The sequence below is a fragment of the Nocardiopsis lucentensis DSM 44048 genome (genome assembly GCF_000341125.1).
In the GTDB taxonomy this organism is placed as follows: domain Bacteria; phylum Actinomycetota; class Actinomycetes; order Streptosporangiales; family Streptosporangiaceae; genus Nocardiopsis; species Nocardiopsis lucentensis.
Window position 1 is genome coordinate 1 of record NZ_ANBC01000582.1, and the last position, 7,102, is coordinate 7,102.

The 7,102-nt window shown below is 71.6% G+C and carries 6 protein-coding genes and 1 pseudogene; all 7 read left to right on the forward strand.

What is annotated here, in order from left to right; genetic code table 11:
• Window positions 1–136: 136 nt before the first annotated feature.
• The 7 genes and pseudogenes from nucS to D471_RS0120440 all read left to right on the forward strand — a co-directional run bounded on the left by nucS (window position 137) and on the right by D471_RS0120440 (window position 7,013).
• Window positions 137–814: an endonuclease NucS gene (nucS, locus tag D471_RS0120410; protein ID WP_026127907.1), complete on the forward strand. Its 678-nt coding sequence runs from the start codon at window positions 137–139 to the stop codon at window positions 812–814.
• Between the two features lie 61 nt (window positions 815–875).
• Window positions 876–1,766, forward strand: a complete 891-nt coding sequence (locus D471_RS0120415; protein ID WP_017600338.1) for an ABC transporter ATP-binding protein — start codon at window positions 876–878, stop codon at window positions 1,764–1,766.
• Window positions 1,767–1,771: 5 nt separating this feature from the next.
• Window positions 1,772–2,587, forward strand: coding sequence for an ABC transporter permease (locus D471_RS0120420; RefSeq protein ID WP_051059229.1), 816 nt, complete (start codon window positions 1,772–1,774; stop codon window positions 2,585–2,587).
• A gap of 6 nt (window positions 2,588–2,593) precedes the next feature.
• Entirely contained in the window at window positions 2,594–3,844 is a 1,251-nt protein-coding gene (locus D471_RS35330; RefSeq protein ID WP_017600340.1) for a sensor histidine kinase, read from the forward strand.
• Between the two features lie 56 nt (window positions 3,845–3,900).
• Window positions 3,901–4,472, forward strand: a pseudogene (locus D471_RS35335) (response regulator).
• Window positions 4,473–4,545: 73 nt separating this feature from the next.
• The gene (locus D471_RS0120435; protein ID WP_017600341.1) at window positions 4,546–5,202 is read left to right on the forward strand and encodes a DUF1707 SHOCT-like domain-containing protein; all 657 of its coding nucleotides are present in this window, start codon (window positions 4,546–4,548) and stop codon (window positions 5,200–5,202) included.
• Window positions 5,203–5,522: 320 nt separating this feature from the next.
• On the forward strand, window positions 5,523–7,013 hold the full coding sequence (locus D471_RS0120440; RefSeq protein WP_017600342.1) for a M20/M25/M40 family metallo-hydrolase: 1,491 nt from the start codon (window positions 5,523–5,525) through the stop codon (window positions 7,011–7,013).
• Window positions 7,014–7,102 lie beyond the last annotated feature (89 nt).

Sequence of the window (7,102 nt, forward strand, 5' to 3'; positions counted from 1 at the left end):
AGGCACACGGTCGGGGTTCGGGGCGGGGCCGCCAGCCCTAGGTTACTCTCCAGTAACCCACCGGGTGGCACCAGCGTGGACGGTGTCACCCGACTTCCGGCCCGTGGGCTTCACGGAAGGCGGTAACGTGGCCGCCGTGCGTCTCGTCATCGCCCGGTGCAGCGTCGACTACGTCGGCCGACTCACCGCCCACCTGCCCATGGCTCCCCGCCTGATCCTCATCAAGGCGGACGGGAGCGTGTCCATCCATGCCGACGACCGCGCGTTCAAGCCGCTCAACTGGATGAACCCGCCGTGCAAGCTCCGTGAGGAGACCGTCGCCGACGGACCCGACGTCTGGACGGTCACGCACAGCAAGTCCGGTGAGAAGCTCGTGCTGACCGTCGAAGAGGTCATGCACGACACCTCACACGAACTCGGCAAGGACCCCGGGCTCCAGAAGGACGGCGTCGAGGCGCACCTCCAGGAGCTGCTCGCCGAACACATCACCACGCTCGGCGACGGCTACACGCTGATCCGCCGCGAGTACCCCACCGCGATCGGCCCGGTCGACATCCTGTGCCGTGACGGGCGGAGCGCGACCGTGGCCGTGGAGCTGAAGCGGCGCGGCGACATCGACGGCGTCGAGCAGCTGACCCGCTACCTGGAGCTGCTCAACCGGGACCCGCAACTGGCCCCCGTGCGCGGCGTGTTCGCCGCCCAGGAGATCAAGCCGCAGGCGCGTGTGCTCGCCGAGGACCGCGGGATCTCGTGCGTGGTGCTCGACTACGACGAGCTGCGCGGGATCGAGCCGGACACCCTCCGCCTGTTCTGAGCCCCTCCGCGGCCGGTGTCCTCCGTTCGGAGGACACCGGCCGNCGCGCCAGGATCGGGGTATGGAGACCGAACACCGCGGACCCGTCGTCGAGGTACGCGGACTACGCAAGGAGTACGGCGGCCGCCCGGCCGTCGACGGCCTCGACCTGACCATCGCCCGTGGCGAGGTGTTCGCCCTGCTCGGCCCGAACGGCGCGGGCAAGTCCACCACCACGGAGATCCTCACCGGCTTCCGGACCCGCGACGCGGGAACGGTACGCGTGCTGGGCGCCGACCCGGGCCAGGCGACACGCCGGTGGCGCTCGCGCGTCGGCGTCGTGTGGCAGAACGAGACCGAGGTCCCCCAACTGACCGTCTCGGCGGTGGTCCGGCACTTCGCCGGGTACTACCCCCGGTCGCGCGACATGGACGAGGTGCTCGCCCTGACCGGGCTGGCCGAGCGGTCCGACGCCCTCGTGGCCGCACTGTCCGGTGGCCAGCGGCGACGCCTGGACGTGGCCCTGGGCATCGTGGGCCGCCCCGAGGTCCTCTTCCTCGACGAGCCCACCACCGGCTTCGACCCCGGAGCGCGCCGCGACTTCTGGCGGATGGTCCGGGGCCTGGCCGAGGACGGCACCACCATCGTGCTGACCACCCACTACCTGGAGGAGGCCGAGGCGCTGGCCGACCGGGTGTGCGTGATCACCGAGGGTCGGATCCGCTCCGAGGGCACCCCGGCCTCGCTGGGCGGGCGGTCCCGTGCGCGGACCGTCGTCACCTGGCTGGACGAGAACGGCGAGCGGCGCGACGTTCGGACCGACGAACCGACCCGGGTGGTGCGGGACCTGATGGAGACCCACACCGGGGAGATCCCGGGACTGACCGTGCACCGCCCCACTCTGGAGGAGACCTACCTCGGGCTGATCGGTGCCGACACACCCACCACAGAGCCGACGGAGGTACCGGCGTGACCACGATGACCACCGGGGAACGCCCGCTGCCCGGTCCGCTGCGGATCGGACTGTCCCGGGCCTGGCTGGAGGTGCGCGAGTTCACCCGGCACTGGGAGAGCGTGGCGTTCACGTTCGCGCTCCCCGCCCTCATCCTGCTGTTGTTCGGGACGATCTTCGACGGCGCCACCGGGACGGAGATACCCGCGGCCGACTTCTACCTCCCCGGTCTGATCGCGATGGGCCTGATGTCGGTCAGCTTCCAGAACCTGGCCATCGCGATCACCCTGGAGCGCGACAACGGAACCCTGCGACGGCTGCGCGGCACGCCGATGCCCCCGTCGGCCTACTTCGTCGGCAAGACCGCACTGGTGTTCGTGCTGGCGCTGGGCCAGGTCGCGGTCCTGCTGGCGATCGCGGTCGGGGTGTACGGCGCCGACCTTCCCGCTGGTCCGAAGGCGTGGGCCACGATGGCCTGGGTGTTCGTCCTCGGCACGATCGCCTGCTCCCTGCTGGGGATCGCGTTCAGTTCGCTGGCCCGCAGCGCCAAGAGCGCCTCCGCCATCGTGATCGTCCCCTTCCTGGCGTTGCAGTTCACCTCGGGTGTGTTCGTTCCGCTGATGGTGCTCCCCGACTGGCTGGTGAACGTGGCCTCACTGTTCCCCCTGAAGTGGATGGCGCAGGGTATGCGCGCCGCCTTCTACCCGGCGGAGGCGGCGGCACTGGAGCCGGGCGGGTCCTGGGACCTGACGACGGCGGGCGCCGTTCTGGGAGTGTGGTGTGTGGTCGGCCTCGCCCTGACGCTGGCCACGTTCCGTTGGAAGACGGGGAAGGACGGCTAGGCGGCGATGACGGAGGAACGGGAGGACGACCACGCCTGGCACGTGGACCGGGCCTGGGGCACCTACTTCACGGGGTCGACGGCGGTGATCGCCGTGATCGCGGTCATGACCGGCGACGGCTGGCGGGGTTGGGTCACGGCCGCACTCCTCGGCGGTGTGGTCGTCTGGTACCTCCTCCTCGGGCGCCGTCTGCTGCGCCCGCAGGAGTTCCACGGCAGCCCGCACACGATCCCGTTCCTGGCCGGTCTGGTCGCGCTGATGGTCCCGGCCCTCGTCCTCACCCCGACGGCCACCTTCGCCATGTTCTCCGTCTCGCCGCTCGTCTTCATGACCGGCGGCGCGTGGCTGGGCACGGCGACCGCCGCCGCGCTCCTGTTCGGTCCGATCCTGTTCCGACTCGTCTCCGGCTCCCTCCCTTGGGAGGCAGCGGCACCGGAGCTGCTCATCTTCCTGGTCATCCTGTTCTTCTCGCTGTGGTTCGCCCGCTGGTTCGAACGGGTGATCGTGCAGAGCCACGAGCGCGCCGACCTCATCGCGGCGCTGCGCACCAGCCGGGAGGAAAGCACCCGCCTGTCCGAGGAGGCGGGTGCCCTCGCCGAGCGCGAACGACTGGCCCGTGAGCTGCACGACACGCTCGCCCAGGGGCTGACGAGCATCATCGCGCTCAGCCAGGCGGTCGAGTCGGAGCTGGAGACCGACCCCGACCTGGCGCGGCGGCACCTGGCGCTCATGCGCGAGACGGCCACCGAGAACCTCGCCGAGGCGCGCGCCATCGTGGCCGCCCGTCAACCGGTCCAGTTGGAGAACGAGACCCTGGAGGCGGCGCTGTCCCGCCTCACAGAGCGGTTCGGCCGCGAGTTGGGCGTCACCGCGCGGCTGAGCGTGAACGGCGATCCCGTCTTCCTGCCCGGCGCCCACCAGGTGTGCCTGCTGCGCACGGCTCAGGAGGCGCTGGCCAACGTCCGCAGGCACGCCCGAGCCGGGCGGATCGGCGTGACGCTCGGTTTCGCCCCGGAGTCGGTGGAGCTGTCCGTGACCGACGACGGGCGGGGCTTCACCCCGCTCCCCGACTCGCGCGGACACGGCCTGCCCGGGATGCGCGCCCGGGCGGAGGCACTCGGCGGTCGGGTCCACGTCGCGAGCGCGGCGGGCACGGGCACGACCGTGCGCCTACTCCTTCCGCTGGATCCGGAACCGGGGGACCCGGCCGCCCCTGCGGCACCCGACTCCGCCTGTGAGAGGAGGGCCGTGCCGTGAAGGTCCGCGTCCTGCTGGTCGACGACCACCCCGTGGTCCGGGAGGGCATCCGGGGGATGCTCGGCGCCGAGGCCGACCTGGAGATCGTCGGTGACGCCGCCAGCGGCCCCGAAGCGGTGGCCCGGGCCGCCGCGCTCACCCCCGACGTGGTCCTCATGGACCTGCGCATGCCCGGCGGTGACGGGGTGGCGGCCACCGAGCGCATCCGCTCCGAGCATCCCGACTGCCACGTCCTCGTGCTCACCACCTACGACACCGACACCGACATCCTGCGCGCGGTGGAGGCCGGGGCCACCGGATACCTGCTCAAGGACACGCCCCGGGCGGAGTTGGCCGAGGCCGTGCGCGCGGCTGCCCGAGGCGAGACGGTGTTCGCCGCCGCGATCACGGGCCGTCTGGTGGCGGGGGGCCNNNGCGCACCGAGACGCCCGCGCTGTCGCCGCGGGAGACGGAGGTCCTGCGTCTGGCCGCCGACGGACGCACCAACGCCGAGATCGGCCGGGCCCTGCACATCAGCGCGACCACGGTCAAGACGCATCTGATGCGCGTCTACGACAAACTGGGGGTGGCCGACCGCACCGCGGCCGTCAGTCAGGCCATCCGACGCGGTCTACTTCCCGGCGCGTGAGCGCACCGGATCAGGGGAGGGTCAGGGATCGTCCCCGATGCGGCGGAGCCTTCGCCGGCTCGACAATCGAACTATGGTGGAGCAGATGAACGAGATCACCCCCTCGGACGAAGGCAGGATGCGCGCCTCCGACGCCGACCGTGACGCCGTCGCGCACCGACTCCGCGAGGCCCTCGCCGAGGGCCGTCTCGACACCGAAGAGCACGGCGAACGCCTGGAGGCGGTCTACCGAGCCAAGACTCTCGGTGAACTCGTCCCCATCACCGAGGACCTGCCCGTGCCCAGCGCGGACACCGCCCCCGCGACGCCCAGCGTCCCCGCCTCCCCCCAGGCTCTGCACGGCACCCGGCGCGTCACCCAGGCCGCGCCCACCAGCCGTGTGGCGATCGCGGTCATGGGCGGCGCCGACCGCTCCGGGAGCTGGGTGGTCCCGAACCACTTCGTCGCCGCGACCTGCATGGGCGGGATCGACCTCGACCTGCGCGAGGCACGGTTCACCCAGCACGAGACCACTATCTGGACGGGGTGCGTCATGGGCGGCATCGACATCGTCGCGCCCGACGACATCGAGGTGCGGGTGCACGGCCTGCCGATCATGGGCGGGTTCGGCGGCGGGCGCGGGGAGCGCCNNNCCGGCGCGCCGATCGTGCACGTTCGCGGCATCGCCGTCATGGGCGGCGTGGACGTCAAGTACAAGCGACGCAAGCACCAGCGCGACGCCGACGGCTGAACACGGAGCGACGGAACCGCGCTCGAGGCAGACGTTCTGCTCGGATCGAGCCGTCTATCCAACCACAGCGATCACCCATACGTAAGACCTGTGGCTGATTGTGGCAATTTCCCCCATCAGTCCTTGCCCCGTGCCTCCGTCCGATGACAGGCTGCACCGGTCGCTACACCCACCACGGGTACCCCCGTCCCCGCGCCCGCGGTGTGACGGCCCCGTACGACGGAGGAGGCTCGTTGCGACCGACCCATGACCGCGTTCGACGACAGCGCCGAGGGGACTCCCCCTCCCCCACGGCACGGCGTACGGCGACGGCCGGTCTCATGGCCGTGCTGATGGCCGCCGGAACCCTCGCGGCCGGAGCACCGGCCCACGCCGCCCCCGGCGGCGAGCCGGGCCCGCCCGATCACGCCCGCATCCCCGACCACGCGGGCGACTCGCTGTCGGAGGCGGTGACCGCCGAGGCGATCGAGCAGCACCTGGAGAACCTCGCCACCATCGCCCACTACAACGGCGGCAACCGCGCCTCGGGGACAGCCGGCTACGACGTCGCCGCGCTGTACGTCGAGGACCAGCTGGAGCGTGCCGGGTACGAGCCCTACCGCGACACCTACGAGTACACCGCCTGGGAGGAGAACTCCGAGGCCGTCCTCAGCCAGACCGCCCCCGAGCAGGTCGACCTGGCGAGCGGGACCGACTACCTCACCATGAGCTACTCCGCGGCGGGCGACGTGACCGCCCCCGGCGTCCAGGTGGACATCGACGGCGCGGACAGCGGGTGCACCGCCGACGACTTCGCGGGCTTCCCGGCGGGCGCCGTCGCGGTGACCATGCGCGGCGGCTGCTCCTTCGCCCAGAAGACCCAGAACGCGGCCGACGCGGGCGCCTCCGCGGCCCTGGTGATCAACAGCTCCGACGAAATCTTCGCGGGCACCGTCAGTGAACCGTCGCAGATCCCGGTCCTCGGGGTGTCCGGTACCGCGGGCGCCGACCTGCTGGCCGCCGGGGACGCCCTGGAGCTGCGGGTGATGGTCGATTCGACCGTCCAGACCCGGGAGTCCTTCAACATCCTGGCGGAGACCCGGCACGGACGCGACGACAACGTCGTGGTCGTGGGCGGCCACCTCGACAGCGTCGAGGAGGGCCCGGGGATCAACGACAACGGCAGCGGCACGGCGTTCGTCCTGGAGACCGCCATCCAGCTCGCCGAGCAGGCACCGACCAACAACAAGGTGCGCTTCGCCTTCTGGGGCACCGAGGAGAGCGGCCTGATCGGCTCGACCCGGTACGTGGAGGGGTTGAGCGAGAGCGAGCTCGACGACGTCGCGCTCTACCTCAACTTCGACATGATCGGCTCCAGCAACTACGCCCGCTTCGTCCTGGACGGCGGCGGTGCGCTGGCCGACTCCGAACCCGCGCCGTCCGGTTCGGGGGCGATCGCCCAGGTCTTCGAGGAGTACTTCGACTCCCAGGACCAGGTCAGCGAGCCCGGTGTGCTGAGCGGGCGCACCGACTACCGGGCCTTCGCCCTCGCCGGCGTCCCGATCGGCGGCCTGTTCAGCGGCGCCGACGGTGTCAAGACCGAGGAGCAGGTGGAGTGGTACGGCGGTACGGCCGGGGAGACCTTCGACCCGTACTACCACACGGCCGAGGACACGTTGGAGCAGGTCAACAGTGACTCCCTGGGCGAGCTGTCCGCCGCGGGCGCCCACGGCGTCGAGTTCTTCGCGGAGAGCACCCTGCCGGTGAACGGTGTGTTCCGGACCGCCGCGGCTCCGGACTTCGCCCGACTGGGTGAGGACTGGGTCCGCTAGGACGTGTCGCTTCGGGCCTGCCGCCTCGCTTCGGCCCACCCGTCGCCCGCCACCGCCCGAGGGCCGCTTCGCGGCGGGGCGGGCATCCT